The organism is Pelosinus baikalensis, assembly GCF_020819555.1.
Classification (GTDB): Bacteria; Bacillota; Negativicutes; order DSM-13327; family DSM-13327; genus Pelosinus; species Pelosinus baikalensis.
This window is the reverse complement of the sequence record NZ_JAJHJB010000008.1, coordinates 14,099-40,442: the sequence shown is the minus strand read 5'-3', so window position 1 is coordinate 40,442 and position 26,344 is coordinate 14,099. Positions and strand designations below refer to the sequence as shown.

Genomic DNA, 26,344 nt, shown 5'->3' with positions numbered 1-26,344 from the left:
CCTCCTCGTGAATGGCTTTTATAGTATATTGCGGTTATGGCATAATCATGCAAAAACATAAAGCATATCTTTCTAGCCTTTTGCGTAATATCCACTGAGGTAGTGATAGGAGGTAAGGATGATATGAAACGAGGAAGTTTAGTTTTCGCAGGCGTAATAGGAATTATTTTTTCTGCTGCTATAATGGTAGACGGAGTTGTAGAGGATAATGATAAAGCAATACGAAAAGTTCCCACGACTCATAAAGTTGTGGCACTGACCGTGGACGATGGTCCACACAATATGATGACACCGCAGCTATTAGCAGTTCTTAAAGAAAAAAATGCAAAAGTAACATTTTTTGTTCTAGGCGAACATGCTGCTGCTCATCCGGAAATAGTAGCACAGGAGGTAGCTGATGGACATGAAGTGGCCTCCCATGCTTATAAGCATAGGTTTTTATCCAAAATAAGTAAGGAAGAAATGGTTGAAGAATTCGACAAGGCTGAAAAGGCAATTATGGCAGCTGCTCCGAAACCTGTATTGTTTCGTCCTCCTGGCGGAGCCTACAATGATGCTGTAGTGGCAGAAGCAGAGCTGCGTGGCTATACGACGATCTTATGGTCAGTGGACCCTGGTGATTGGCGGCGGCCTAGTGTATCTTCTGTTGTTGAGAACGTAATGAATCATGTAAAGCCTGGCAGCATTGTGTTATTGCATGACGGTCAGTATCCGCTGCCTACACCAGAGGCCCTTGGTATTATAATTGATAGACTTCGTGAGCAAGGTTACAGCATTGTTACAGTCAGTGAGCTATTGCAGTATTACGAAGTTCGTAATTAGAATGTGCTCAGCCTTTAGAGTAGAGCTTATTCAGAGTGTTGATAGGGTTCTAGATTCTGCCAGTGAGATTTGATAAGCTGATCAAACCTTACCATTGTAGCAGTGCGTTCGTTGCGCAGGCCTTGAATCGAGCTTAACAGATTTTGATTAAAAGCATAGACTTTATGCTTGGGTACAAGAAGGGGAGCAGAGTATTCTCGCAACTTTGTAGCTACTTTCATATTTACCTTAAGCTGTTTAATAACGACTCCCGGCTCTAATAAATCAGAGCCATCATAGCGATAAATAAGACAATTGGGCTGAATGCGGTCGATTACATTTTTGCATTCCCCGTCCATAACAATATCTGCATTGCAATCCGGGCAGTTTTTTGCCTGTGTGGTCATCCAAGTATGACAATTGGAACAAATCATTCCATCCATGTATACACCTCCTAGGACTAGTTTGTCCAATCATAGATGGAAATATGAAATAAATCGGCCAGGAACTAGTACCTCATCTGTGTTAAAAAAACTGCTAAAGTAGCGCATTAATCTCCTAAAGGGAAGGTTATATCCTGGAAATAGAGAATAAGAAAAGTATTAAAAACGTCTTTATGGTCATGAAAGGAGATGCAGATATGATTTGGAATCAACAAGTAGAAACCTTGTCTCGTACGGATATGACAGCATGGCAATCTTATAAACTAACAAAAATAATAGAGCGAGTATATGAAAAAAGTATCTTATACCAAATTCGCATGAAAGAATGTGGGCTGCTGCCAGAAAATATTACAAATCTGGATGATCTGAAAAAACTTCCTGTTACTACGAAACAGGATATAGCAGCTAATTATCCTTATGGACTATTAACGATGCCAGTGAGTGGTGTTGCCTATATTCATAAAACGCTAGAGGCTCAAGACCATATTGCAGTGAGTTACACCCGAAATGATATGGCTATGTGGAGTGAATTAATGTCCCGTATACTGGTTGCTGGAGGGATGAATATGACCTCCGTTTTTCAATGGGTGGGTACTGCGAAAGAAAATGCACCCAGCTTAGGGGTGCATTTTGGAATACAGCAAATTGGCTCAACCTTACTGTCTGACAGTAGGAGCAATATGCTCGCACAGATACATTTCATCGAGGATTTTGGTATTACTTCTATATTTTCTGCTGCTTCACATCTGCTCCAGCTTGCACAAGAAGCCGGTATAAATGGGTATAAGCCTGCAGAATTACCATTGCAGAATATTTTCTGTGATAGTAATCTTGTATTCCAAAGTCAAGGTGAGAAAATTCAACAGATTTATGGAAAAAAACCAATCCAAGTTTATGGCATGTATGACATTTGGGGAATGGGGATTGCAGGAGAGTGCCATTGTGATGCTGGTTTGCATGTTCAAGAGGATTGTTTTTATCCTGAGATTCTACATCCTATAAGTGGACAAGTTCTGCCCATCGGAGAAATCGGTGAATTGGTTCTTACCAGCCTGACATTGGAGGCGATGCCTCTTTTGCGTTTTACTACGGGCATATTGTGTAGTTTAGAAGACAGCCCATGTGCTTGTGGACGGACGTTGATACGAATAAGAAAAGAAACAGAAAAAAATGATCTTTATCCATGTGAATAAAGATGGTAAGTCTACACCTCATGTCGTAGTAGTAAAACCTACGGAAGCAGAAGATATTGAATTAGAAGAAAGAGCGAAGGCTTTACTGAAAAAATAATATGTACAAAGGGTTTTGAGATTTCTCATCTCAGAACCCTTTGTACATTTATTTTTTAATAGTAATCGCCACTATCACGATATTGCTTTACAATATCAATGAGATGATTACTTTCTGTATGTTTTCCTAACAGTTCAAAAAAATGATGGGAATCTTCAAAACTAACACTCCAGGAAAAGGCCCCATCTGCAGTGTAATAAGCAAAAATGATTTCTTGCTCTAGATCTTCTGGTATAATACCATCACCATCAGTGACTAAGGCGTAATCGCCATTATTTAGTGTTTCATAAAGAAGAGCAGTACAGCCATCTTCATTTTCTGTTTCATAAAAGCCGAAAGGTTCATAAAAATCTAATACTGTGTTGTCACTCATTTTAAATCATCCTTTTATTATTAGTAGTAAGAGTATAACCAATTGTTAGTATTGGTATCTATGTATCCAGGAAAAATTGCTGGACAAAGCAACTAGGATTTTAGATGGTGTTAGAATTCCAACTAAAATCAAGTCTTCTTTATCTTAAAATAGTAAGGCGCATTTGACAAGTAATTTTTGAGATAATCTTAGAGGTGTGATAAACTTTTCAATAAACAATGCATGAAAAAAATTGTATAATTTCGTTGTAAGGTACAGGAGTTGATCGATATGAAAATTTTAGTGGATGCAGATGCTTGTCCTAAAAATGCATTACAAATTTGCATGGAATTGGGACGCAAATACCATATCCCTGTCTGGACGGTAGCTAGTTTTAATCACATGATTGTATCGGATCATCATGTGGTAGTGGGCGATGGTTCTCAGGAAGCTGATATTAAGGTCCTGAATCTGACACAAGCTAAGGATATAATTGTGACCCAGGACTGGGGGCTCGCAGCAATGGTCCTGGGGAAAAAAGCGTATTGCTTAAGTCCGGTAGGGAGAATATTTTCGAATGATAATATTGAATTTTTGCTGGAGGAACGAGAAGTTAAAGCCAAATTGCGTCGTGGAGGCGGCCGAACGAAAGGTCCCAATAAACGAACGGCAGAAGAAGATAAACGATTTTATCACTCGTTGGAAGAATTGTTAGCTGACGCAGCTAGCTTGGATAATCCCCTGCAATGATGATTTGAGACTGAGGATTGCAAATTTTGGTAATGGGAATCAGAGTTTATAAGTTTTGTAAGTAAAAAAACATAAGAAATTATGAACCACAAAGGCACAATGCCGCTGATGCGGCACACAAAGGAGTGCACAAAAAAATATAAATAAAATCCTTTGTGTCCTTTGCGTCTTTGTGGTTCGTTTTATATTTTTTAAAAGGGGATATAAGGGAGTTACTATAGATTGAGGTGTATAGGATGTTATCTTTTTATTTAACGGTCAGTAGCTATGGTGAGGCGGAAATTGAGATTCAAAAATCACGATTTATTGCTTATGTACAACGTGCAGAACAGGAAGAGGCTGCAGTCGCTTTTATAGAGAAAATTAAGAAAAAGCACTGGAATGCCACTCATAACTGTTCTGCATATGTAATAGGAGGGAATGATCAGTGGCAAAAAGCAGATGATGATGGTGAACCGTCAGGTACGGCTGGTAAACCAATTTTAGAGATCATCAAGAAGAATCAATTAAAAGATACGGTGATTGTCGTTACACGCTATTTTGGCGGCATTAAGCTGGGGGCGGGAGGTCTCATTCGTGCCTATGGCAAGAGTGCCAGCGCAGGTTTAAAAGCCGTAGGAATTACCCAGCGGCAAAATCATACACGCATTGGGGTAGAGATTGACTATACTTTTTTGGGAATGCTGGAAAATCAGCTTAGGCTGCAAGGTTATCAAATTGAGGATAAAATATTTACCGATACAATACGATTGATTGTATTAGAAAAAGTGGGGCAAGAAGAAATTCTGGAACAAAAGGTTATCGATTGGACGGCAGGTCAAGTGACATTAACCCGTGAAGGAGAAGTCTATGTGGAGACGCTTGTTACTTGTCAGGAGTAGGTAATATTATTTTGTAGGAATTTTTTATGTGTATCACGAAGAAGGTAGAAAATAGCGGTAGGAGGTCGGATTGTGCGGTTTTTACATACTTCAGATTGGCATTTAGGTAGGTTGTTCCATGGGATTCATTTGACGAATGATCAGGCCCATGTACTGGATCAGTTTCTAGCTTTAGTACGTGAGAGTAAACCAGATGGGATTATTATTGCCGGAGATATTTATGATCGTGCTGTGCCGCCTATTGAGGCAGTAGAATTATTAAACCAATTAATCTCGCAGATTTTAGTAGACTACAAGGTGCCTACGATTATGATTGCAGGTAATCATGATAGTGCAGAACGTCTAGGATTTGGCAGTCGTCTATTAGCGGCTCAAGGGCTGTATGTAGCAGGGGCATTAAGTCGGGAAATAGAACCTATTATTTTATATGATGAGCATGGACCGGTGTACTTTGCTCCGCTTACCTATGGGGAGCCTGCATTCGTTCGCGAACGTCTTTCTTGTCCTGATGTTTCAAATCACGAACAAGCAATAGAGGCTATGGTGCAGCATGTAATAAGAAAAATTCCAAATAAAGCACGTTCAGTTGCTATTGCTCATGCTTTTATTGCGGGGGGCATGGAGAGTGAATCGGAGCGTCCTTTATCTATAGGCGGCAGTAGTATGGTAAATGGGGCTGTATTTCATCCTTTTTGCTATACAGCTTTAGGGCATTTACATAATTCTCAGCAGGCAGGAAATCCAAGCATTCATTATAGCGGATCACTGCTGAAATACTCTTTTGCAGAAGCTTCTCAGCGAAAAGGTATTCATTTGATCGAAATGGATAAAGTCGGGGGCATCACCGTTGAGAGAATTCCCTTATCTCCTCGTCGCGACGTTCGTTGTATAAAAGGCTATTTTAAAGATATCCTGGATCATTCCATTGATGAAGGGAATCAGCAGGATTATGTATCGGTAACGCTGCTAGATGAAATGCCAATCTTAGATGCCATGGGGAAACTGCGTGAGAAATATCTTAATGTACTGCAGATCGAAAGTCCGCGTTTTTTGAAAAAGGGTGTGCTGAGCGGCTTGCCTAAGGATCATCGTAAGCTTAGTGAAAAAGAACTATTTGCGGCCTTTTATCATCAGATGACTGGAGAAAATATGACACAGGAGCAGCAGATGCACTTAGTTAATGTGATCGAAACCGTATACCGTGAGGAACGGGAGGCGATTCTATGAGACCATTATGTTTAACTATGACGGCTTTTGGCCCCTATGCGCAACAGCAAAAACTTGATTTTAGGGAATTGCAGGATCGGACATTTTTCTTGATTCATGGCCCCACAGGATCAGGAAAAACGACAATTTTAGATGGTATGTGCTTTGCCTTGTTTGGTGATGCCAGCGGCACGCAGCGTGAAGGAAAATCCATGCGCAGCGATCATGCCGATAGTGCTGTAATTACAGAAGTGATTTTTGATTTTGCGATTGGCGAAGCTTGTTATCAAGTAAAACGAATTCCAGAGCAGGAGCGGCCTAAGAAACGGGGAGAAGGCACCACCACCATGCTGGCACAAGCTGAATTGTGGAGTATGCCTTTAGTGGGTGAACCCATTTTGCTGGCAGCGAAATGGCTGGACGTTACGAAGCAGATTGAAACACTGCTGGGCTTTAAGAGCAGCCAATTTCGTCAAGTTGTGCTGCTGCCTCAAGGTGAATTTCGTAAATTATTAACTGCTAACTCCAATGAACGGCAAGAAATTATGCAGGCATTATTTAAAACAGACCTATATCAAAGGATTGAGGAAAAATTAAAGGACAAGGCTCTACTGCTAAAAAAGGTGAGTGAAGAACAGAGCAAACAGCGTCAGTGGATTTTGCAGGAAGCCGGCGTAGCGCAAGATTATGAACTGCTGGATTCTATACAGCAAAATGAAAGGGAAGTAGAAAACGTACTCGTTCAGATCAAAAGTATCAGTGAAGAATTAAAAAGTGCTCAACAGGCTGTGAACCAAGGGGCAATCATACAGGGAAAAATTCAGGAAAAACAAAAAGCAGAGCAATTATTTGCGACGCTTATCGAGCAAAAGCCGATCATCGAAGAAGAACGAGCAGGTCTCCTGCAGGCAACGGCGGCAATGGGCTTGTTCGATGCAGAAAAGAATCGATCGAACTATGCTCAGGATGTACTGTCGTTGGAAGAGAACTGTAAGACTTATAAGGCTGAGCTGGATATTGAGATGCAGAAGCTAAAAGAGGCGCAGCAGCGGTTTGAAATAGAAGCTGCTAAAGACGAAGAGCGGGAAATGCTGGTTCGGCAAATAATCCATTTACAGCAGATTGAGGATAAAATAAAACTACTGGAAAAAGCCTTAGAAACAGCAACGATAAGAAAAAGTGAACTGCAGCAGGCAGCAAAGAAAAAAGATGCTATTGAACTCGAATATACGAAGATACAAGAAAAGATGGACCATATCATTCAAGAAGAACAGAAAGTTGTTCAACTTGCGTTAGAAGTGGGCAGCAGGGAAGTACAATGGCAGCATGCCCAAGGATTGCTTACGAAAAGTAGACTTCTAGAGGAACATAGGAAAAAATTTACCCAGCTAGAACAGCAAGTTTCTGCTTCGGGCCTGAATTTAGCAGAGCTTGAGAAAAACTATGCGGCTGCTAAAAGCAGTCTCACCACATTGCAGCATGAATGGATGCAAGGGCAGGCAGCTTTCATGGCAAGTACCTTGACAGCAGGAGAGAGCTGCCCTGTCTGTGGTTCAGCGGATCATCCTAAGCTGGCCGCTCCTAGAGGAATCATGCCGAATGAAAGTCAGTTGAAAACGGCTCAAAAGCAGTTCGAACTTCTGGAACAAGAAAGAGATACTTGCCGCAGTCAGCACAGTTTGCTGCAAACCGAGAGGGATACATGGAAAAAACGGATTGCCGATCTTGCTGGGGAACTTAAAGAGCAAGCTGCATTACCTTTGCTAGAGTTAGATCTAAAAGTTCAGACTCTGCGTCAAAAGTATGAGCAAGCCTTGGTTGGAGAACAGCAGGTCAGGAATGTGACTAAGCAGTTGGAGCAGTTAAGGAAACAACAAGAGGACCTGCATAAGGAATTCGTTCAGGTGCAAGAAGCGTGGCGTCAGGCAGAACAGTCTTTTACAGCCGCAGAAACCATAGTGGCAGAAAGACGTTTTGCGATACCCGAGGAACTGCAAGGGATGGGGAAATTGGCAGCAGCCCTAAAAAGTACCCAGAATAAGCAAGAGCAATATAAAGCAGCCTGGGAACAAGCTCAGCATCATGTGCAGCAGGGAAAACAGCTGGTAACCCAGAAGGTGACACTCTTGGAAAATACCAAATATCGCTTAAAAGACAGCAAGATAAAATACGAAGAGGAACAAAACTATTTTGTAAAACGAGTAGCAGCAGCTGGATTTATGGATCAGCAAGACTATGAGAATGCGAAAAAGAGTCCAGAGAGTATGAGCCTTACTGCAAAGAAAATTGCTGCCTTTGATTCGGAATTTAGTAAAGCTACTCTGTTCCTGGAACAGGCTGCCCAGGCAGCGGAAAATCTGGAATTACCGGATATGCTGGGGTTGCAGCAAGTAGTTACAACTATGCAAAATCGATATAATGATATGTTTGCTGCACACACGAATCTAGAGGCACTTCTAAAACGTCAGCAAGCTTGGTTGAAAAAGATCAATCAAGTGGATGAAGCCTTAGGGACATTAGAAGCCCAATATGCTGTGGCAGGACGTTTGGCAGAAGTGGCTAATGGCAGCAATGAGCACAAATTAACGCTGCAGCGATTTGTTTTAGGAACGTTATTAGAAAATGTAATTGTGGCAGCGAATGAACGTTTAAAAATGATGAGCCGCAGCCGTTATTCCCTGCAGCGAACCCTGGAGCGAGCCAGAAAAAACGCTGCTGGTGGTTTGGATCTAGAGGTTTTTGACAACTATACAGGCATTGCCAGAGGCGTGGGGACCTTATCTGGGGGTGAGACCTTTTTAGCATCTTTGTCATTAGCCTTAGGTTTAGCTGATGTTGTTCAGTCCTATGCAGGCGGCATACATTTAGATACAATCTTAGTAGATGAGGGCTTTGGTACTCTTGATCCAGAATCCTTAGACTTTGCTATCAAGGCTTTAATCGATTTGCAGCAGGGGGGGCGACTGGTGGGGATTATTTCTCACGTTCCTGAACTAAAGGAAAGAATAGATGCCCGCTTAGAAGTTATGGCAACAGAAAGAGGCAGCACAGCCTGTTTTAAAATTGGTTAATTTATATAGATTTTGGTTATTTTATCTATATACTGTAGTTGTATGTTTGCTATAAGCAGGAAAAGGGCGATAAATGACGAAATGTGTATAAATAAAAAGATAATCGAGAAGGGGTTTCAAGGATGACGACAAATACGACAATATCTTCAAACTTTATTGAAAATATTATTAATGAAGATTTGAAGAACAATAAAAATAATAAGAGGGTACATACCCGTTTTCCACCAGAACCCAATGGGTATCTGCATATTGGTCATGCAAAGTCCATCTGTCTTAATTTTGGGATTGCTCAGGATTATAACGGCTTATGTAATTTGCGCTTTGATGATACCAATCCAAGTAAAGAAGAAGTTGAATATGTTGAATCCATTCAAGAAGATGTAAAATGGCTGGGATTTGATTGGGACGATCGTATGTTTTATGCTTCTGACTATTTTGAACAGCTTTATGAATGTGCTGTTCAATTGATAAAATCAGAAAAGGCCTATGTTTGTGACTTGAATCCCCAGGAAATGCGGGAATACCGGGGGACTTTGACTGAACCAGGAAAAAACAGTCCTTATCGCAGTCGTTCGATAGCAGAAAATCTAGAATTATTTGATGGTATGAGAGCTGGAAAATTTGCCGATGGATCTAGGGTATTGCGAGCAAAAATTGATATGGCATCGCCAAATGTAAATTTGCGTGATCCTATTTTATATCGTATTATGCGAGCCGAACATCATCGTACAGGTAATACCTGGTGCATATATCCTATGTATGATTTTGCTCATCCTATTTCCGATGCCTTAGAAGGAATTACTCATTCTATTTGTACCTTGGAGTTTGAAGATCATCGTCCATTATATGATTGGCTGATTTCTTCTCTTGAGATGGAAAACCGTCCTCAACAGATTGAATTTGCACGGTTGAATGTTACCAATCTGGTAATGAGCAAAAGAAAACTTAGGATGCTAGTGGAAGAAGGTTTGGTGGATGGCTGGGATGATCCGCGGATGCCAACGATTTCTGGACTGCGCCGTCGTGGTTATACGCCGGAAGCTATTCGTGATTTTTGTGAACGCATTGGCGTAGCCAAAAGCAATAGTACTGTAGATATTGCGATGCTGGAACATTGTATCAGAGAAGATCTAAACAGCAAGGCTTTGCGAGCGATGGCAGTGCTGCGTCCATTGAAAGTAGTCATTACCAATTACCCTGAGGGACAAGTAGAGGAACTGGAAACGGAGAATAATCCAGAGCAGCCTGATATGGGCAATCGTAGTATTCCTTTCTCACGGGAGATCTATATTGAGCAGGATGATTTCATGGAAATTCCAATTAAGAAATTCTTCCGTTTGGCTCCCGGACAGGAAGTGCGTCTAAAAAATGCTTATTTTATCAAATGCGAAGAAGTGATTAAAGACCCGGAAACTGGTGAAGTGATAGAATTACGTTGTACTTATGATCCTGAAACCAAAAGTGGTACAGGAACAGCAACTCGCAAAGTGAAAGGGACGCTGCACTGGGTATCTGCTGCCCAGGCTGTTAAGGCTGAAGTGCGATTGTTTGATTATTTACTTGCAGAAGAAGAGACCGATCAAGGTGAAAAAGACTTCAAAGATGATATCAATCCCAATTCTTTAGAGAAACTTACATCTTGCATGTTAGAACCTAGCTTACTTCAAGCTACGCCTGATCAGCGTTACCAATTCATCCGCAACGGCTACTTCTGTTTGGATGCGAAGGATTCTACGGCAGAATTACCTGTTTTTAATCGTATTGTAGGATTGCGCGATTCCTGGGCAAAAGCGCAAAAAGCGTAAAAGATAAAGAGCTCGTCAACGAAGTGGCGGGCTCTTTATCTTTTGTCTTACCATAGTTTTCTTTGAAGTTCACATCATCCCCAGACCATGTAATACATGCAGCAACCAAAGGGAAACTGCAATGAAGAGAAAAGCAAAAAATCCCAATTGAAGTTCCACCATGTTATGAACTCCTTTTCTTTGTAGTTTTTTATAAATTGGAATGACTTATATACTTAGTGTTATTTTGTCCCGGAAATTTAAAAATGTACATTTTTTTGTTTTCACAAAAGAAACCCTATTCCGAACATAATAGGAATAGGGTTTCTATAAAGTAAAAACAGGGAGACTGCGTGTCTATTAGTTTTGCTGATTAGTTACAGTAGCACTACTATTGCTATTCGTTACAGTAGAAGCGTTGCCTGCGTTCAATCCCACAGCAGCGTTAGAGCTAAGACGATCTTCAATATTGGAAATATGCTGCTTCATATCTTGAGACATTTGGGTAAACATTTGTTGAGCCGTTTGGTCCTCAGTAGATGTGGCAAAAGATGCATAGGTTCCTTTAGCTGATTCAGCGGCAGCTAAAGCCTTTTCTAAATCCTTTTGTACAGTCATAAGATTACCTCCAGCATCCTTTTGTGGATGAGTTATCTGTTAGTATTCTTCCTGATTTTTGGTGTTTTATTACAGGATAATACTGGTATGGATATTTTCTATATTTAAATCGTTTACTGAAGTAAAAAAATATTGGATTTCTTCAACTTAGATAGCTGCAGTACTTTGTTCTTGAATGATCTCGGATCACGACTGTTCTTAAATGGGAATAAAGGTTATGTATTTTATAAAACTTTTCTTGCACACTAGACAAGAAAGGTTTAAAATAAAATTCGCAGCAAAAAAATAATGCAAAAGATTGGGGCGGTGATAGTGAATTTCATGAAAAGAAAGATTTCGATTGTTGGTGTACCAATGTGGTTGGGACAGACTCGTTATGGTACCAACTTAGGACCCCAGGGTATCCGTTGTGCAGGGTTAATGGAGCGTTTAAAAGGTGTCGGACAGGATGTCGTAGATGAAGGTAATCTTCCTATTGGCATTACAGGATGCTTTAGACAAAGCGGCGAGAATATTAAAAATGTAAAAACCCTTGTTGATTCAAGTGAAAAGTTGGCAGCAAAGGTTTCAAATATTATACAAGAAGGGCGCTTTCCTCTTGTTTTAGGCGGAGACCACAGCATTGCTATGGGGACATTAGCTGGTGTTGCAAAACATTATAAAAATGTTGGTGTCATTTGGTACGATGCTCATGCTGATATGAATACACCTGAAACATCACCGACTGGCAATATTCATGGCATGCCTTTAGCAGCCAGCATGGGATTAGGTCATTCGGCTTTGACGAATATTGGAGGCTACCAGGGAAAAGTGAAACCGGAGCATATTGTGTTGATTGGTGCTCGGGATGTGGATAAAGGGGAGCAGCAGCTCATTGAGGAAAAACATATAAAAATGTACACTGCCAATGATGTAAAACGACTGGGCATGGAGGTGGTCATCGCCGAGACAGTACGTTATTTATCAGAACGTTGTGATGGAATCCATTTGAGCTTTGATGTAGATGGTATTGATCCTGCAGAATTCCCAGGAGTAGGGACTCCTGTTGCCGATGGACTTAGCTATAAAGAAAGTCTGCAGGCCGTACGGTTATTAGCCGCAGCTGAAAATTTGATTTCCGCGGAATTTGTAGAGGTCAATCCATTGCTGGATAAAGATGATATGACGGCTCGTCTGACCGTTAACCTGATTGGAGCATTATTTGGTGAGACTGCTAAAAGCAAACAGGTGCAAAGAACAGATCGAAAAAGAAGTGCTGAAGCGATATGACAAGGTGGGTTTAGTTCATAAGAGTTGGTCTAGGACTTAGATTCTACCTTATTTTCATACTAACATTCTAAACAAGGCCAGGAAAGATTGCATAAAAATGTAATCTCTTCTGGTCTTTATTATGTTGCGGATATGAGATTTTTATCGCTATATAATGCATTGAGAAAATTATATATCGATTGTTATTTTTGCTAGAATGGAATAAGGGACTTGCCTCCTAGGTAACGCTGCTCACTCCTATATTCCATTCCTAACGATTGCCATGTATAATATTATTTCAGCTGCACTCGTTATTATTATAAATTATGACCGAGGTTTCTTATTCTGAGAAATTGTTATAAAGTGGTTGATCAATAGCTCCACTCGATTTAATTCTTGAAACACGAGCGGTAACCACTCTTGTTGATTGTTTACAGTATTTTTTTCGAAGACTTGTAAATAGCCTTTGATGACCGTGAGCGGATCGCTGATTTCATTTACCAGCGTAATTGCATTCGCAGCAATTGCATCGACTTGAGAATTCTTGTATACTGTAGCTTGCTTTTTAGGTTTGTTGTCTATCATTTCCAATACATCCATTTTTCTAGAAAACGTTACTACCTGCACGAAACTGCCCCTCCTTTTTTAGCATCTTGCTTTTTTATTTAACGAGAATTAGTGTCTATAAGACACTAATTCTCTGGATTGTTGTAAAATCCTGCCAAGGGAGTGTCTTATGGACAGAATAATTGCACTGCTATGATAAGCACGCTATCGTAATAATGAGGGGTGTGCTCATGGAAACAACATTAGGAGATCGAATAAAAGAATTACGGAGTGAGTTAACCCAAGAAGCATTAGCGACGATTCTTCAGGTTGATCGCTCCACGCTAGCTTCCTGGGAAATTAACCGTCGTGAACCGGATATTGCAACACTGCGGCGTATTGCCAGTTATTTTAAGGTAAGTATTGATTGGTTAGTCGGATTTGACGCGGAAGATTCGTCTTCAGATCAGGGGAACTGCATTCGTGAGAGTATTCCTGGCTATCAGGCAAATACGGATAAAAGATGGGATAAAGTAATAACTCTTGCTGAGCAATATGGGTTTGATCCAGATCTAGTATGCCATATTTTAGAATTAAACGTAAAATTAACGTTGTCATTGAAAAAGGATTGCTATCCAAAGAAGACGCTTTGAGGTACATATTTTTGATTTTCAATCGAGCCAGTCTGCCCACATGATAAAGGGAAGACTGGTTTTTTCTTTATATCTTTAATATTTTCTTAACCATTTGTTAACTTAAAGAAATATAGCTCAGTGTATAATGAAACTCATATAAAGGAAGAAAAAATATTTGCTGGCATCATCCGGAAAATCTGATAGTGAGAGGTGCAGCAATCGCAGCCAACCCCTCTAAGCAATCCCACAAAAAACAGATTTTTATCGGTGCATGAGAATAGAAGCCATTTTCCGTTTAGTGGAAATGGCTTCTGTTTTTTTATAACCGTGTTTAAATTGAATTAAAGCGATATCCTGTACCCCACAGGGTTTCAATGAATTCAGGATTGGTTGAGTCTTTTTCAATCTTTTTGCGGATTTTTTGGATATGGACTGCTACAGTGGCTACCTCACCAAAGCTTTCATTATCCCAGATGGTGTCAAAAAGATGCTCTTTACTAAAAACAATATTCGGATTAGAAGCTAAAAAAAGTAAAAGCTCATATTCCTTTGTCGTCAATTGCGCTTCCTTACCATATACAAAAACTTTGTGAGATGCAGGATTAATTTCCAAGCCTTTATGCTGTATCACTTCAAGAGAGAGAGAGGGTCCTTTTAGTCTCTCGTAACGCTTGAGGTGAGCCTTTATTCTTGCTACCAGTTCTGCGGGACTGAATGGCTTTGTTAAGTAATCATCTGCACCAACATCCAGCCCTCTGATTTTATCAATATCGTCTACTTTGGCAGATACGACAATCACGGGGATTTCCTGATTTTTTCGAATCTCTTTGATGATTTCAAAGCCGTCTTTATTAGGGAGCATCAAATCCACGACAACTGCGTCATATACGGATGAAGCTGCCTTTTTTAATCCCAGCATTCCATCTTGAACAATTTCTGCTTTATAGCCGTTTAGTTGCAGATAATCCCGTTCCAGTTCTGCGATATCCAGATCGTCTTCAATAATCAAAATGCGTTTCATTGTGCAATCTCCCCGTCATTTTTCTGGCAAATGGGAAGCTGAATCGAAAAACAGCTTCCTTGATTTAGGTTGCTGGAAAGGATAATTTTTCCACCATGTGCTTCGATAAGCTCTTTGGTAATGGCTAGGCCCAGCCCGGTACCTGCTGTTTCTTTTGGGCGTTCCGTATGGATGCGATAAAATCGGTCAAAGACAAAGGGGAGCTTTTCTGTGGGAATACCAGGTCCATTATCTTTGATGTCAATACAGACAGCGTCTTTTTGCTGATAGACGATTACTTCTATCGATAAACCCACTGTAGGACCATATTGAATGGCATTGTTCAAAATATTATTAATGGCTTGGTGAAAGCGTTTTCCGTCCAAATCAACTTGGACATCTTCCTCTAGCAGCACATCATAGTAAAACTGAATATTCCGCTCGCTAAAATCAAAACGATATTCTGCAATCAAATCATCCATAAATGATCGAATCTTTGTACATTGATATTGAAACTCTAGTTTTTGCATGTCTAATTTTGCGAACATGAATAAATCATCAATTAGTTTATTAACGTAAATTGCATTATGATGAATGGTTCTTAAATATTTAGTTTGGTTTTCTTTCGACGTAATGGAAGAATCCATAAGTGCTTCTACATAGCCTTGAATGGCGGTTATTGGTGTTTTGAGATCATGGGAGATATTGGCGATTAATGCCTTGCGGTTTTCTTCATACTCCATTTGGATCTTTTCATTTTCATATAATTTTTCCGTCATTTCATTAAAAGCATCAATTACGATGCCAAGATCACTGGACAGTTCATTTTTTACTTTAATCGTATAATTTCCCTTGGTGACTTCATCCAGGCCCTGTTTTAAGTTAATCATGGGCTTAAATATATTTTTTTCTAAGCGCCACATAAAGAAAAAATGGATTATTTCTTTCACTGCAAGCAGCGTGGCAAAAAGGATGCCAATCTCCTTGTTACCCCCCCAGTAAAATGCTAAGTAGAGAATAACAAAGGTAAATACAATGCCTAGTGGGCGAAGATAGCGAAAATAGGTATAGTGCTGCAGAAAACGTTCATGATGGTGCCTGTGATGATGATGATGAAATTGCCGAAAGGTTGCAGGGAAGTCGCCTTTGTCTTTTTTATTCAAATTGTTATGGGAATATTTTTGGTCGTCATGTCTGTGCATCAATATCACCTTTCGCTTTTTTCGAGGCCTGTTGCTACCACTATTATATTCTAAAGAAAGGGAAGTATAAACCTGCTGTAAAGGATTCTTAAAATTTTTATAAAAAAGGTTAAAAGGTTTTATTTTTTTAGCAAAAAGAGAAGTCATCGGCCCTTATATTAGGCAGACAGCTTCTCTTTTGCTAATTGGCAGGAATGTAGCCATCACTATGGAGATCTTCATGTATGTGCTTCCAGGTTAAAGCTTTGAATTGTACAGCATCCTGCAATTCTTGCTTCGCTTTTGAGTAGTAACCTGTATTTCGAAGACTTATGGATATTTTCATATCTTTTAAGGATTGATGCAGCATATCAAAAGTTCGAAGCAGCTGGATTTTATCGTCCTCGTATTTGCCAGTAAAGTTCAAGGAATATGTTTTACTGCGGGTGTCCTTTATTGATTCATTCAACTTCGACAAATTCGTATTCATCTCACTTGGAGTTACGCGATCATTGCTATAATCGTCAATGAACCCTTGGTACTCTTTTATATCCTTTTCAAGGGCGGTGTTGATTTCTGAAAAAGTTGTAAAAATCTCTGCAAGCTGCTCTTGGCTTTGAGGAGGAGCTGATTCTTCTTGGATGACGTCAGCAGGAGCCGCATTGACGGGAGAGGCATTAAAAATAAGCATACATAAACTGACGACGATAAGGGTCGTCCATGATTTCTTAATCATTTCTACACATCCTTTTTAATCAGAATATCATGATGGAAACAATTAGGCAATATCCGATTCCTCAGCTACAGTAAGATATATGGGCAACAAGAATCACCCAGGTTTTATGAAAAACCTGGGTGATTGGTATTTACGCCAGCGAATCCATTAGATATTATATTCAATTAATGAAATATAACGGGATAAAAATTGTTTGGTGCGATCTTCTTTTGGATTATTTAGTATTTCTTGTGGTGGTCCTTGCTCTACGATGACGCCGCCATCCATGAAAATGACATGATCCGCAACCTCGCGGGCAAAGACAATTTCATGAGTAACTACCACTAGGGTACAATTGACTTCCTGGGCTACTTTTTTCATTACTTCCAGTACTTCACCGACTAATTCCGGGTCAAGGGCTGAAGTTGGTTCATCAAATAAGATTACATCAGGATTAAGGGCCAGCGCACGAGCAATGCCAATTCGCTGCTGCTGACCACCTGACAATTCATGAGGATAGGCATCGGCTTTATGGCCCAGACCGACCTTTTCTAAGAAATATAACGCTTTTTCTTTAGCAGCGGCTTTGGGTACTTTTCTTACAATCGCCAAACCTTCCATAATATTCTCTAAAGCGGTTTTGTTCTTGAATAAATTATACATTTGGAAAACCATAGCCGTACGCTGCCTGATTTTATGAATATCTGCCTTTGTAGCCTTTTCCACATCAAGATGGATATCATCTAAAATGATTTCCCCGCTGTCGGCTCTTTCCAGGAAGTTTACCGAACGCAGCAAGGTTGTTTTTCCAGAGCCGCTTGGTCCGACAATAACCGTTACAGAGCCTGTAGGAATTGTACAATTAATTCCTTTTAAAACTTTATTTTCACCAAATGCTTTGTGGATATTTCTAAATTCAATCATATGTTAGCTTCCTTCTTGAAAATTCCTAATTTCTGTTCGGCAAGCAAAAAGAGCTTCTCAAAGACGATACTGATGCTCCAATACATAATCGCTACGACTAAGTAGGTTTCTAAATAACGATAGGTTTCCACAGAAGCAATTTTGGCACCACCTAACAGTTCGATCACCGTTATGGTAAATACAATGGATGTGCTTTTAATCAACCCTAAAAATTGATTTGCAAGCAGCGGTACGGCAACTAATGCTGCCTGCCTGAAGATGATTCGATAAAACCCTTGAAACCAAGTCATACCAACAGACAAGGCTGCTTCCATCTGTCCTTTATCAATGGATAGTATGGCAGCTCTAAAGATTTCTGTTAGATAGGCTCCGGTGTGCACTGTAAGGCCTGCAATTGCAAAGACCATTGGAGGTATATGCTGATATCCTGTATCGATTCCCGTTTTATCCGTGAATACCAGCAGCAGAAGCGGCAAGCCGAAATACACGATATACAGCATTACCATGGTGGGTACTGCCCGGCCAATTAGCAAATAAACAGTCGCGATTTGTTTTAGAATCGGTATATTTCTAAGTTGCACGATGGCACTGGCCAAACCAATAATACTTGCTAAAATCATGCTGATAATTGCCAAAAACAAGGTAACAGGGATAAATTGCAATAAATGAATAAAAGTATCCCACATAAATGAAAATTCTAATATATTGTTCATACTCTTAATCCTGCTTTTTGTAAAAATGCAATGGCTGCAGCGGTTGTAACCCTTACACCAATTTCTAATGCTTCATCGGAAGCTGTGAACATTGGACTGTGAGCGGGTTCTATCTTTTCGGAAGGATCATGATTTACCCCAATACGGAAAAACACAGAGGGTACTTCTTTCGAAAAACGGTAGAAGTTCTCTGAGCCATTGCCGGGAAATCTAGCTTTTAACACATTGTCTTCACCGATGATAGCAGCTGCTGCTACGAATTCTTTAGTCAGTACCGGATCGTTATAAACAGCTCCTGATCCGAATCGAAAGGATGCGGTTCCCTTAATGCCTGTAATCAATTCGTGGGCTTTTAGAATGTTAATGATATGTTCATGAATTTGTGGATGCAGCGTGTTATTTTGGGTTCGAATGGTTCCAGTTAACGCTAATTCTTTAGGGATTATATTACTGCGGCTGCCGCCATGAATACTGCCAACTGTAATCACTGCTGGTTCAAGATGGTTTATTTTTCTTCCTGGAATGGATTGGAGTTCCAGAATCAATTTTGCTGCTGCCAAAATGATATCGTCTGTTTGATGAGGTGCTGAAGCATGACCGCCTCGACCGCTTAACTGGATGGTAAACTGGCTGGAGGCCAGCATCACTTCTTCTTCTTTCACTTGAATATAACCTGTTTTCACATCTTCAGAAACGTGCGCAGCTAAGAAAGCTGTTACCTTTGGATTGTTTAAGATACCAAAATCAAGTATTTCCTGGGCACCGCCGCCGACTTCTTCAGCCGGCTGAAATACTAATTTGGCGGTACCAGCAAAGTGATCCTTTAACTGGGACAGTACATATCCTGTACCCAAAAGATTTACTGTATGAAGATCATGTCCGCAGGCATGCATGACACCTTTATTTTTCGAAGCAAACTCCAGTGATGTGCCTTCATCAATTGGCAATGCATCCATATCAGCTCGTATACCAATGCTTTGATCGCCCTCTAGGTTTCCTTTCACTTGGGCTATAATTGCCGTACTGTTCGGCAATCTCGTGTATTGTATGTTCCAATCTGTAAGCACTTTTTCAACTAGCCCAGCTGTCTGATATTCCTGATTGCTCAACTCCGGATTTTCATGTATCCTATGACGAAGCGCAACTAATTCAGGATAGAGAGCTGCAGTAAGTACATTTATTTTTTCATTTATATCTTTCATAATCGATTCACATCCATATCAATTAGTCTTTATTTATAGATTGCTCATTTGATGATAACCGACTTGTCTTTTTTCGATAAATGTTGATAATTTACTGATAATAAATACCAAAAGAATATAGATTATGGCAACATTGATATACAGCTCTAAGCTTCGATGACTGTTTGCACCCATCAAATCTGCCTTACGCATCATATCAATCACTCCCACATTAAAGACTAAGGAGGTTCCTTTTAATGTCGATATAATAATATTGCAAATGGTAGGGATTGCAATACTAAAGGCTTGAGGCAATATAATCCGGCTATAGGCTTGAATCGCTCCCATACCAATGGAATAGGCCGCTTCTAATTGACCTTTGTCTACAGCTAAAACGGCACTGCGAATGATTTCTGCAATATAAGCTCCGACATGGAGGGAAAATACAATAAACACATAAAACAACGTCGGTATCTCGCGAATCCCCTGATAACCTAATTTTTGTATAAGCTCAGGCAGACCAAAATAAGCCAAGAAAAGTTGTACTAAGAAGGGGGTTCCTCGTATGAAAGAGATATAGATGGCAGCCAATTTATCTAAAACTGTTATCTTATTAATACGAATCAATGCTACGATACTTCCGATGACGATGCCGATTACCCCTGCAACAAGGGTAATCAGCAATGAAGTATGCAAATAGGACAGTATGATCGGGAACGTCTTAATCAAGTAGCCTAAATCAAAATAATTTGCCAAAGTAAGACCCCTTTTCTATTCCTTAGAGGAAGATGTATAATCTGCCCCTAAGAATTGTTCAGATAATTTTTGAAGTGTACCGTCAGCTCTCATTTCTTTTAACGTGGCATCTATTTTGTCAGCTAATTTTTGAGATTCATCGTCTTTTCTTAGGATAAAGTAAGTAGGAACCCCAGAAATTACCTTGCCAACACTTTTCACATCCAGACCTAAAGTTTTCTTTGCTTCTGTTACTGCAACTTCATAGTCGGCACTGGCATCGGCCCGGCCTGTGGCAACTAAGTTCAATGTTTCAGCAGATCCTTTATCCGTATAAATCAAATTGATTTTAGGCTCGGCAGTTTCGTTAAATTTCTTAATTAATCTGGCTGATTCGCTGGTAGGGACTAATACCATAGTTTTTCCTTTTAAGTCATCCAGTGTAGTGATGTCATTTCGATCACCTTTCACTGTAATTTTGGTGCGTGTGTAATTGTTAACTTCTTTGGTAAATGTATATTTTGCGGCCCGCTCTTCATTGCGTCCCATTTGATTTGCAATGAGATCAATCTGGTTTGATGTCAGACTGACAAAAGCACTTTCAATACTCATAGTTTTAAACTCAAATTTGATATCTTTATTCCTTTTTTGTATTTCTTTTAAAAGCTCAATATCATAACCGGTTAATTGATCTTTGTCATCTACATAGGTAAATGGTTTAAATGTTCCTCTGGTTGCTACATAGTAGGTCTTAGCCGTATCAGCCTGTTTGTCGCTGCTGGAACTGCAGCCTGTGATGAGGGCTAGCCCTGTAAGTAATAGAAAAACTAAAAATATATTCAGTAGTGCTCTTTTTTTTGTTGCTGTTTTCATGATTTCATTCTCCTTTTTATGTGCCTAATTTTTATTTATAAACTTCTTTTTTGTAAATGTACTGGCAGTAATGAAAAATAGCCAAATCAAAAAAGGCTGATTCCTCTAACGTTTAGAGAAATCAGCCTTCAGTTTTCTGATCAGCGATACATTCTGTGTAATTTATATATTGTAATTGATTATATATAACTATTGGAAAAACGTCAAGTATATTTTGCATTGATCAAATTACCCTATATGCCTTAAGGGGAAGAATTTTAATACCGTTTAAAAATAAATAAACTAACTGAGATAAAACTGCTAAAAATTTAATTTTTTGGAACAAAGGAATATCAAAGAGAAATTTAAATGTATTTCAAATTTGAGGAGACGATACAGGTAATTGTTCCCCCAATAAAATTAATAAAAAGGAAAGGAGGAGAATATAATGGCAATACCAGCAATCAATACAAACATTAATAGCCTATACTACACGAATCTGCAAAAAAAGAATCTGTTATCTAAAAAGATTGAAGCTAATAAGCCAGAAACCGCAAAAACAAATAATATCGTTGATGTAAAAGCGTAGCTTTTAGTAAAGAAATATGGTTCACTTTCTCCAGAGGCCTTAACACTACACACTACTATCGCTAGTTTATACTCCTATTAGGAATGTATAGACTAGCGATATCTTTTGTTTAAATTAGGAAAAGCGTGGCATGTATCGAAGCTGCCACGCTTTTTTATGTACCCATGTTATTCTCTGCGCGCAGATCATATCCTAGTCCTATCAAAAGGGAAAATTGTTGAACAGGGTACTCATAAGGATCTGCATACAAAAACGTGGCAAATATTATACCATGTGGCAGGCACAAAGGCAGGCAGCGGGCTAACGAAATAGAGAGAGTATATATATGAATTACCGAATCATAGCTACTGCTCTGACTGGTGAGCCATCGGCATGTTTGATCCAAAGCGGCATGCTAAAGAACTCAAAGAAATCTGCATCAATTGCATTTAAATTGCTTAAATTTTCCACGATCAATATCTCTTTATCCAGTAGAATTCGGTGAATCTCAAAATCGGTACTGGTAATTGGATCAATCGAAATCGCATCCAATCCAATTCCTTTCAGTGGGAAACTAGTCAGCCATTTGGCGGCTTCAGGGGTAAGAGTAGGATAGTTTTTGAAGTACTGCTCACTCCCCCAGTATTTACTCCACCCAGTTTTGAGAAGTAAATATTCGATCTGGTGAAGGATCGGCTCATACTTTTGGATAGCTTCCAAAGTAATCGTTTCAGATGACAACTCGGCAAATTCAGCAATTGCCGCTTGGCCGGTAAAGTGGTGAACGGAAAATGCATCTAGTGTTTTTCCACTTGCTATCATATGAGCAGGAGCATCCATATGAGTCCCTACGTGATAATTCATTGTTGCATTGGCCACTCGAAATCCGTTAGTTTCCACTCGGGCTACTTGTTGAAATTGTGGCTGCGGGGCACCTGGAAATACTGGCATTTCAGCATGGATTAGTTGTGAAAGATCAATGATTTCCATGTGTAACCTCCTCGACTTGATTGTTATTAAGTTCATAAATATTTCAATACTAATTCTATCGTTGCAATGTGGCTAAGAAATCCTTAAAGGCAAGGGAAAAAAAGGCGTTGGATCAAATGATTGCCGAAGCAGAACAGGGGTATAACAAAGAAGAGTATATGACTCTTGCCGACCTGAAACGGGAGGATGAAAATGTATAATTAATAAAACTATTTTTTCAATATAGCATCAACATATCGCTTAACTTCTTGGATGTAAATTTCATTGGGAATAAAGTTTTTTTCCAACAATTTCGCAGTTTCCTCTGTCAACTTCATGTCGGTAGCAATTTCTTTACCTGCTGTTTCTAGCACTTTCAGATAGCTAGAAATAATAGGCCTCACCTCAGCTTCTCTGGTACTCAGAAGAGCACCCTGTGAAGCATATATTTCACCGATTATCTCAGTATTTATATTGCGCGCATGTCTTCTAATCCAGTGAGAGATCACTTGAAAGTGGGATCTTTCGGGATAGCCGCAGTTGGCTATCATTATAAGTTTCGGAGGTAAACTGGTTGTTAAATGCCGGCATTCCCCATCTTTATCCGTTCCCCAATAAGGACTGGCTGTCACTATCATTCGGTCCATAAAGACTTTTAACATACTTGAGATATTGTCAAAATAGAGCGGTGTAGCTAATACACGAATATCTGCGCCTTCCATAAGAGCTATTATCTCAGCCATATCATCTTTAATCACGCACTTTCCTGGACTATTGAACCAACAGGCCTTACAAGCCTTGCAAAATTTAATTTCCTTTTCCGCCAAAAAAATATTTACTGTTTCCGCCCCTGCTTCTTGCGCTCCTTTTAAAAGGGCGGTAACTATTATATTGGTATTGCCATCCTTTCCTCTATGACTCCCATTAATAACTACAATTTTCATTAATCCACCTTCTCTCACGTAATCTATAAACAATTATATCAATCAGTTCCAAAAATTTACAGTCTTAAATTTTCAGCAGATCTATAGTATAATATTCATAGAAAATAGTGCGTTTAAAATCACTTTATGTTCAATGATATAACACATGCTATTATTAGCTACAGACCTAATCACAAATACTAGGGTAGACCCTGAAAACGTCTAGTTCTTGACAGTTCCTATATGTGGGACTATAATTATTAAAAATAACATAGTCGCAAAACTGCATAAACAACCATGCGGTAGGTGGACTTTCTGAAAATCTAAATTTTCATTTCGCCACTCATCTCTTTATTAAGGGATGGGTGGCGTTTTTATTTTATGCAACAGGAGGATTTTGGATGATGGGACTTTGGAAATATTCGATTCTAGTTTTTCTTGGTGGATGTTCATATGGCGTTGTTTCAACCTTTGTGAAGCTTGCATACAGAGAGGGTTTCATAGTCAGTGAGGTAACTGGCAGTCAATATTTTTGTGGAGCAGTTATGTTATGGATGGTGGCCGCCTTTGTTCCTAAGATAAAACTATCAGCGAAACAATGGATGCTTCTTCTTATCAGCGGGATGCCAATGGGGTTAACGGGTATTTTTTATAATCAATCCCTTGGATATATTAATGCTTCATTGGCAATCATTCTACTTTTGCAATTTATCTGGATAAGCCTTGGTTTACGGTATGTACTTGATAATAATATTCCGAGCCGAAAAAATGTTATTGCGATTGGGATTATACTTTTTGGTTCGGTCCTTGCTTCTGGCGTTCTTAAAAGCGGCATTTCTTTTTCCTGGATTGGAATACTATGGGGACTATCTGCTGCACTATCCTTTGCTACTTTTATTTATGTGAGTGGACTTAGCAGCATTCCCGTCCACCCGATCTATAAAAGTGCAATTATGACGAGTGGAGCGACCATAGTTGTTTTTGTACTGATGCCCCCGGAATTTCTCTTTAATGGAGTACTGGCAAAGGGGCTTATTAGCTATGGAATTTTTACAGGACTCTTTGGGTCAGTGATTCCACCAATATTGTTCAATATTGGTATGCCCAAAGTGCGCAGTTTAGGTAATATCTTGAGTGCTTCGGAACTGCCAATGGCTGTACTCATGTCTACGCTGGTTCTCCGTGAAACTGTGCACTCTTCACAATGGATCGGCATTCTATTTATTCTCCTGGGAATTGTATATCCCAACTTAGAAAAAAAACGACTTTCATCTACCTATTTGGTACAAGAAAAATCGTAAAGGAATAAGTCTCGAATCGTTCATTAGTAAAATTCATAATATTCACGTAACGATCTAGTCCACGCATAGATTATTCAACCGCAGGGTAATCTAAGGCTGATGCGAAAAAAGGGAGGAGACTTCCATGGATATTATTGACATGATTTATAAATCTACATTTGAATTGTGGGGCTACCAACTCACAGATTGGTATAGAAATCTCTTTACGGTTCGGTGGTGGTTCATCATTGGCAGTATCGCTATCGCATATGCAATTTGGTGGAAGTATGTAAATAAACGTTATTTAACGCAAATACTCTTGTTTGGCTCGTTTATAGCGGTTTTCAGGTTAATTATGGATGATGCTGGATCCTCTGCTGCTCTTTGGAGCTACAGTGTAAAACCATTACCTTTTGGTCAAGCATTATTTTTGAACGATTTAACGATTGTGCCATTAGGATTTATGTTAGTATACCAATATTGTCGTTCATGGAAAAAATTCTTTCTCTGGACCGCTATCGTTGAAGCGGGTTACTCTTTTCTCCTTCTTCCCATGCTAGTAAAATTTGATATTCTTCGATTGTACAATTGGCAGTATTACTACACTTTTATTATGATAATCGTCGCAATCGTTATGCGGGCGATCCTTCTTACTGTTTTAAAAATAGAACAAAAACATGAGTTCGGATATTCTAGCAACTCCTTAACGCCAACGATGCAACCCGCAATGAAACCACTGGACGAAGAGAATAAGAATCGGAAGGATTAAAGTAGGGTATAGATGGTATTTAAATGGCTACTGCCTGTATGCTGGCGGTAGCCATTTCTTGCACCTATCTACTTGACGAAGATAAAAATTTTAAATTGTCGCAATTGTGCCTTTTAACGGAATAAACTTTCTAATTGACAATGATTATTGATTGTTATATATTTACATTAAAGCTAGTAATTCAGTTCGAAAGGAGTGATTATAACGGCTAATACCTATTGTCACGACGGATATTGTGAAACAACAAGGAAAGAAGATCCCAACGAGAGCTTTGATAAGAAAGTCATAATTGGTGGATATATCTTATTCTTGATTGCTTTAACAGCGATTGTATTGTATGGAGTTTCTATAGGAGTTTATATAGATCCTGCAACTCTAACTTAATTTTTAGTCCTCGCACTTGACGAACAAGAAGTGTGAGGATATTTTATTTTCTCCTAATAATAAATATGTTTATATATAATAATTGAAAAATACAAATTATACTTTGCATATTTATCGTATAATCTATAAACAAGTAGCACCGATAATCCGGTGCTACTTGTTATTTTCTCATATAAGGATTTTGTACTTCTGTTGAATTAAAGAATGCTGCGATATCCACGTCTAAACCTTCAGCGATCAACAAAAGCATATCAAGTGAAAAGCTTATATTTGTATTTAGAGCCTCTATTTTAGAAAGATGACTTGTGCTAACTTCAATTTTTGCTGCAAGTTCTTCCTGACTCAAACCACGAAGATTACGATAAAATGCAATCTTTCTACCAATTTCTCTATATACTGAAAAGAATTTATCGGTATCTTTTTTTCGCACAAGGTTACACTCCCAATAATTAGTACTATTAATTATAGAGAGCAATGCAAATTTATGCACTTCTTTAAAATGGAATAAATATTTCTAGCACAAAG

At 39.2% G+C, this 26,344-nt stretch carries 28 protein-coding genes; 13 read left to right on the top strand and 15 right to left on the bottom strand.

From position 1 onward, the window contains the following. Nucleotides 1–123 precede the first annotated feature (123 nt). Entirely contained in the window at nt 124–822 is a 699-nt protein-coding gene (locus tag LMF89_RS07930; RefSeq protein ID WP_229534561.1) for a polysaccharide deacetylase family protein, read from the top strand. Between the two features lie 26 nt (nt 823–848). Here LMF89_RS07930 and LMF89_RS07925 read toward each other — a convergent pair whose 3' ends face one another. Continuing rightward, nucleotides 849–1,244, bottom strand: coding sequence for a hypothetical protein (locus tag LMF89_RS07925; protein WP_229534560.1), 396 nt, complete (start codon nt 1,242–1,244; stop codon nt 849–851). Between the two features lie 197 nt (nt 1,245–1,441). Between LMF89_RS07925 and LMF89_RS07920 the strand changes: the two genes are divergently transcribed. Further along, the gene (locus LMF89_RS07920; protein ID WP_229534559.1) at nt 1,442–2,437 is read left to right on the top strand and encodes a phenylacetate--CoA ligase family protein; all 996 of its coding nucleotides are present in this window, start codon (nt 1,442–1,444) and stop codon (nt 2,435–2,437) included. Between the two features lie 152 nt (nt 2,438–2,589). Here the strand turns inward: LMF89_RS07920 and LMF89_RS07915 are convergent, their stop codons facing one another. Further along, a complete protein-coding gene (locus LMF89_RS07915; RefSeq protein ID WP_007954985.1) occupies nt 2,590–2,907 on the bottom strand; it encodes a hypothetical protein in 318 nt (105 codons plus the stop codon). A gap of 270 nt (nt 2,908–3,177) precedes the next feature. Between LMF89_RS07915 and LMF89_RS07910 the strand changes: the two genes are divergently transcribed. The 5 genes from LMF89_RS07910 (at nt 3,178) to LMF89_RS07890 (ending at nt 10,599) form a co-directional block, all read left to right on the top strand. Continuing rightward, nucleotides 3,178–3,636, top strand: coding sequence for a YaiI/YqxD family protein (locus LMF89_RS07910; RefSeq protein ID WP_229534558.1), 459 nt, complete (start codon nt 3,178–3,180; stop codon nt 3,634–3,636). Between the two features lie 236 nt (nt 3,637–3,872). After that, the gene (locus LMF89_RS07905; RefSeq protein WP_229534557.1) at nt 3,873–4,517 is read left to right on the top strand and encodes a YigZ family protein; all 645 of its coding nucleotides are present in this window, start codon (nt 3,873–3,875) and stop codon (nt 4,515–4,517) included. Nucleotides 4,518–4,589: 72 nt separating this feature from the next. Continuing rightward, nucleotides 4,590–5,744 carry an exonuclease SbcCD subunit D gene (locus tag LMF89_RS26170; RefSeq protein WP_229534556.1) on the top strand — a complete coding sequence of 385 codons (1,155 nt, stop codon included), beginning with the start codon at nt 4,590–4,592 and terminating at the stop codon, nt 5,742–5,744. Beyond that, on the top strand, nt 5,741–8,794 hold the full coding sequence (locus LMF89_RS07895) for an AAA family ATPase (RefSeq protein ID WP_229534555.1): 3,054 nt from the start codon (nt 5,741–5,743) through the stop codon (nt 8,792–8,794). The genes LMF89_RS26170 and LMF89_RS07895 overlap by 4 nt, the downstream gene beginning before the upstream one ends. 122 nt (nt 8,795–8,916) lie before the next feature. Beyond that, nucleotides 8,917–10,599, top strand: coding sequence for a glutamine--tRNA ligase/YqeY domain fusion protein (locus tag LMF89_RS07890; RefSeq protein ID WP_229534554.1), 1,683 nt, complete (start codon nt 8,917–8,919; stop codon nt 10,597–10,599). A 339-nt stretch (nt 10,600–10,938) separates the two neighbouring features. On the opposite strand, the gene LMF89_RS07885 is transcribed toward LMF89_RS07890, so the two are convergent. After that, the gene (locus LMF89_RS07885) at nt 10,939–11,196 is read right to left on the bottom strand and encodes a DUF1657 domain-containing protein (protein ID WP_229534553.1); all 258 of its coding nucleotides are present in this window, start codon (nt 11,194–11,196) and stop codon (nt 10,939–10,941) included. Between the two features lie 321 nt (nt 11,197–11,517). On the opposite strand from LMF89_RS07885, the gene rocF reads away from it, so the two are divergent. Beyond that, a complete protein-coding gene (gene rocF / locus LMF89_RS07880) occupies nt 11,518–12,465 on the top strand; it encodes an arginase (RefSeq protein WP_229534552.1) in 948 nt (315 codons plus the stop codon). A gap of 303 nt (nt 12,466–12,768) precedes the next feature. On the opposite strand, the gene LMF89_RS07875 is transcribed toward rocF, so the two are convergent. Beyond that, nucleotides 12,769–13,071, bottom strand: a complete 303-nt coding sequence (locus LMF89_RS07875; RefSeq protein WP_229534551.1) for a histidine kinase — start codon at nt 13,069–13,071, stop codon at nt 12,769–12,771. 170 nt (nt 13,072–13,241) lie between these two features. Between LMF89_RS07875 and LMF89_RS07870 the strand changes: the two genes are divergently transcribed. After that, nucleotides 13,242–13,643: a helix-turn-helix transcriptional regulator gene (locus LMF89_RS07870; RefSeq protein WP_229534550.1), complete on the top strand. Its 402-nt coding sequence runs from the start codon at nt 13,242–13,244 to the stop codon at nt 13,641–13,643. 313 nt (nt 13,644–13,956) lie between these two features. Here LMF89_RS07870 and LMF89_RS07865 read toward each other — a convergent pair whose 3' ends face one another. The 8 genes from LMF89_RS07865 to LMF89_RS07830 all read right to left on the bottom strand — a co-directional run bounded on the left by LMF89_RS07865 (nt 13,957) and on the right by LMF89_RS07830 (nt 20,947). After that, nucleotides 13,957–14,646 carry a response regulator transcription factor gene (locus tag LMF89_RS07865; protein ID WP_229534549.1) on the bottom strand — a complete coding sequence of 230 codons (690 nt, stop codon included), beginning with the start codon at nt 14,644–14,646 and terminating at the stop codon, nt 13,957–13,959. After that, the gene (locus LMF89_RS07860) at nt 14,643–15,827 is read right to left on the bottom strand and encodes a sensor histidine kinase (RefSeq protein WP_229534548.1); all 1,185 of its coding nucleotides are present in this window, start codon (nt 15,825–15,827) and stop codon (nt 14,643–14,645) included. The genes LMF89_RS07865 and LMF89_RS07860 overlap by 4 nt, the downstream gene beginning before the upstream one ends. A gap of 181 nt (nt 15,828–16,008) precedes the next feature. Then, entirely contained in the window at nt 16,009–16,542 is a 534-nt protein-coding gene (locus LMF89_RS07855; protein WP_229534547.1) for a hypothetical protein, read from the bottom strand. Between the two features lie 147 nt (nt 16,543–16,689). Further along, nucleotides 16,690–17,445: an amino acid ABC transporter ATP-binding protein gene (locus LMF89_RS07850; protein WP_229534546.1), complete on the bottom strand. Its 756-nt coding sequence runs from the start codon at nt 17,443–17,445 to the stop codon at nt 16,690–16,692. Beyond that, on the bottom strand, nt 17,442–18,158 hold the full coding sequence (locus tag LMF89_RS07845) for an amino acid ABC transporter permease (protein WP_229534545.1): 717 nt from the start codon (nt 18,156–18,158) through the stop codon (nt 17,442–17,444). The genes LMF89_RS07850 and LMF89_RS07845 overlap by 4 nt, the downstream gene beginning before the upstream one ends. Beyond that, a complete protein-coding gene (locus LMF89_RS07840) occupies nt 18,155–19,360 on the bottom strand; it encodes a M20 metallopeptidase family protein (protein WP_229534544.1) in 1,206 nt (401 codons plus the stop codon). Before LMF89_RS07840 ends, LMF89_RS07845 begins: the two co-directional genes overlap by 4 nt. Before the next feature lie 33 nt (nt 19,361–19,393). Beyond that, complete coding sequence (locus LMF89_RS07835; protein ID WP_229534543.1) at nt 19,394–20,095, bottom strand: amino acid ABC transporter permease; 702 nt, start codon at nt 20,093–20,095, stop codon at nt 19,394–19,396. 15 nt (nt 20,096–20,110) lie between these two features. Next, a complete protein-coding gene (locus LMF89_RS07830; protein WP_229534542.1) occupies nt 20,111–20,947 on the bottom strand; it encodes a transporter substrate-binding domain-containing protein in 837 nt (278 codons plus the stop codon). Between the two features lie 427 nt (nt 20,948–21,374). Here LMF89_RS07830 and LMF89_RS07825 point away from each other — a divergent pair, with 427 nt between their 5' ends. After that, nucleotides 21,375–21,515, top strand: coding sequence for a hypothetical protein (locus LMF89_RS07825; RefSeq protein ID WP_229534541.1), 141 nt, complete (start codon nt 21,375–21,377; stop codon nt 21,513–21,515). A 330-nt stretch (nt 21,516–21,845) separates the two neighbouring features. On the opposite strand, the gene LMF89_RS07820 is transcribed toward LMF89_RS07825, so the two are convergent. Further along, nucleotides 21,846–22,484 carry a cyclase family protein gene (locus tag LMF89_RS07820; RefSeq protein ID WP_229534540.1) on the bottom strand — a complete coding sequence of 213 codons (639 nt, stop codon included), beginning with the start codon at nt 22,482–22,484 and terminating at the stop codon, nt 21,846–21,848. Nucleotides 22,485–22,552: 68 nt separating this feature from the next. Here LMF89_RS07820 and LMF89_RS25705 point away from each other — a divergent pair, with 68 nt between their 5' ends. Then, on the top strand, nt 22,553–22,684 hold the full coding sequence (locus LMF89_RS25705) for a hypothetical protein (protein WP_255711078.1): 132 nt from the start codon (nt 22,553–22,555) through the stop codon (nt 22,682–22,684). A 9-nt stretch (nt 22,685–22,693) separates the two neighbouring features. Here LMF89_RS25705 and LMF89_RS07815 read toward each other — a convergent pair whose 3' ends face one another. Further along, nucleotides 22,694–23,407, bottom strand: a complete 714-nt coding sequence (locus LMF89_RS07815; protein WP_229534539.1) for a flavodoxin family protein — start codon at nt 23,405–23,407, stop codon at nt 22,694–22,696. Nucleotides 23,408–23,787: 380 nt separating this feature from the next. On the opposite strand from LMF89_RS07815, the gene LMF89_RS07810 reads away from it, so the two are divergent. Next, nucleotides 23,788–24,687 carry an EamA family transporter gene (locus tag LMF89_RS07810; protein WP_229534538.1) on the top strand — a complete coding sequence of 300 codons (900 nt, stop codon included), beginning with the start codon at nt 23,788–23,790 and terminating at the stop codon, nt 24,685–24,687. A 124-nt stretch (nt 24,688–24,811) separates the two neighbouring features. Further along, nucleotides 24,812–25,435: a CBO0543 family protein gene (locus tag LMF89_RS07805; protein WP_229534537.1), complete on the top strand. Its 624-nt coding sequence runs from the start codon at nt 24,812–24,814 to the stop codon at nt 25,433–25,435. A gap of 544 nt (nt 25,436–25,979) precedes the next feature. Here the strand turns inward: LMF89_RS07805 and LMF89_RS07800 are convergent. Then, nucleotides 25,980–26,249, bottom strand: coding sequence for a helix-turn-helix domain-containing protein (locus LMF89_RS07800; RefSeq protein WP_229534536.1), 270 nt, complete (start codon nt 26,247–26,249; stop codon nt 25,980–25,982). Between the last annotated feature and the right edge of the window lie 95 nt (nt 26,250–26,344).

Bases quoted from the DNA above. Each gene is read 5' to 3' on its own strand.
- LMF89_RS07930 (WP_229534561.1), top strand. From the start codon at position 124: ATGAAACGAGGAAGTTTAGTTTTCGCAGGCGTAATAGGAATTATTTTT.
- LMF89_RS07925 (WP_229534560.1), bottom strand. From the start codon at position 1,244: ATGGATGGAATGATTTGTTCCAATTGTCATACTTGGATGACCACACAG.
- LMF89_RS07920 (WP_229534559.1), top strand. From the start codon at position 1,442: ATGATTTGGAATCAACAAGTAGAAACCTTGTCTCGTACGGATATGACA.
- LMF89_RS07915 (WP_007954985.1), bottom strand. From the start codon at position 2,907: ATGAGTGACAACACAGTATTAGATTTTTATGAACCTTTCGGCTTTTAT.
- LMF89_RS07910 (WP_229534558.1), top strand. From the start codon at position 3,178: ATGAAAATTTTAGTGGATGCAGATGCTTGTCCTAAAAATGCATTACAA.
- LMF89_RS07905 (WP_229534557.1), top strand. From the start codon at position 3,873: ATGTTATCTTTTTATTTAACGGTCAGTAGCTATGGTGAGGCGGAAATT.
- LMF89_RS07895 (WP_229534555.1), top strand. From the start codon at position 5,741: ATGAGACCATTATGTTTAACTATGACGGCTTTTGGCCCCTATGCGCAA.
- LMF89_RS07890 (WP_229534554.1), top strand. From the start codon at position 8,917: ATGACGACAAATACGACAATATCTTCAAACTTTATTGAAAATATTATT.
- LMF89_RS07885 (WP_229534553.1), bottom strand. From the start codon at position 11,196: ATGACTGTACAAAAGGATTTAGAAAAGGCTTTAGCTGCCGCTGAATCA.
- rocF (WP_229534552.1), top strand. From the start codon at position 11,518: ATGAAAAGAAAGATTTCGATTGTTGGTGTACCAATGTGGTTGGGACAG.
- LMF89_RS07870 (WP_229534550.1), top strand. From the start codon at position 13,242: ATGGAAACAACATTAGGAGATCGAATAAAAGAATTACGGAGTGAGTTA.
- LMF89_RS07865 (WP_229534549.1), bottom strand. From the start codon at position 14,646: ATGAAACGCATTTTGATTATTGAAGACGATCTGGATATCGCAGAACTG.
- LMF89_RS07860 (WP_229534548.1), bottom strand. From the start codon at position 15,827: ATGCACAGACATGACGACCAAAAATATTCCCATAACAATTTGAATAAA.
- LMF89_RS07855 (WP_229534547.1), bottom strand. From the start codon at position 16,542: ATGATTAAGAAATCATGGACGACCCTTATCGTCGTCAGTTTATGTATG.
- LMF89_RS07850 (WP_229534546.1), bottom strand. From the start codon at position 17,445: ATGATTGAATTTAGAAATATCCACAAAGCATTTGGTGAAAATAAAGTT.
- LMF89_RS07845 (WP_229534545.1), bottom strand. From the start codon at position 18,158: ATGAACAATATATTAGAATTTTCATTTATGTGGGATACTTTTATTCAT.
- LMF89_RS07840 (WP_229534544.1), bottom strand. From the start codon at position 19,360: ATGAAAGATATAAATGAAAAAATAAATGTACTTACTGCAGCTCTCTAT.
- LMF89_RS07830 (WP_229534542.1), bottom strand. From the start codon at position 20,947: ATGAAAACAGCAACAAAAAAAAGAGCACTACTGAATATATTTTTAGTT.
- LMF89_RS07825 (WP_229534541.1), top strand. From the start codon at position 21,375: ATGGCAATACCAGCAATCAATACAAACATTAATAGCCTATACTACACG.
- LMF89_RS07820 (WP_229534540.1), bottom strand. From the start codon at position 22,484: ATGGAAATCATTGATCTTTCACAACTAATCCATGCTGAAATGCCAGTA.
- LMF89_RS07815 (WP_229534539.1), bottom strand. From the start codon at position 23,407: ATGAAAATTGTAGTTATTAATGGGAGTCATAGAGGAAAGGATGGCAAT.
- LMF89_RS07810 (WP_229534538.1), top strand. From the start codon at position 23,788: ATGATGGGACTTTGGAAATATTCGATTCTAGTTTTTCTTGGTGGATGT.
- LMF89_RS07805 (WP_229534537.1), top strand. From the start codon at position 24,812: ATGGATATTATTGACATGATTTATAAATCTACATTTGAATTGTGGGGC.